General features: G+C 44.9%; 2 pseudogenes. One reads left to right on the forward strand and one right to left on the reverse strand.

Annotated elements, in window-relative coordinates:
* A pseudogene (locus tag E0E16_RS14420) lies at nucleotides 1-129 on the reverse strand (IS256 family transposase); the annotation flags it as partial.
* A gap of 73 nt (nucleotides 130-202) precedes the next feature.
* Here E0E16_RS14420 and E0E16_RS09675 point away from each other — a divergent pair.
* Nucleotides 203-465, forward strand: a pseudogene (locus tag E0E16_RS09675) (transposase); the annotation flags it as partial.

Consider the following 465-nt stretch of genomic DNA (forward strand, 5'->3'; position numbering starts at 1 on the left):
GCTGACGAACAACTCTCGTTCATGATACATCAGGGAGTTCATGATTAATGACTGAAGGGTAACAAAACCCTCGCTGCTGCTTGTGTAATTCGAAATAATTTCCGAAATTTGCGAATGTGTAAGTTTCATTTTTCCTTTTTTATAGTTTTCAAATACAAAGATAAGAAAAAAGAAGCTTACACACTTTTATAGGACAGTACCTTTCCGTTCCCGTCGTTGGTACAGTCACGGCTTTGAGTTCTCGCTCCGTATTCCGCGCAGTCGTAGCGGAAACTTCTATCCCATTCTCTTAGGGTTGATACGCAGCGAAAGCGAGGAACGTGCCAAATTGTTCAACCTCCTCTACACCAAAGGTCTTACCACTGAGCAGATAGGCGAGATTTCCAATTGCGTCTATGGTCGTTCCTACAGCAAGCAGCAGGTATCGCATCTTGCCGGTAGCTGCCGTGAGGACGTCGAACGGTG

Source organism: Prevotella rectalis (genome assembly GCF_900607215.1).
GTDB classification, from domain to species: Bacteria; Bacteroidota; Bacteroidia; order Bacteroidales; family Bacteroidaceae; genus Prevotella; species Prevotella brunnea.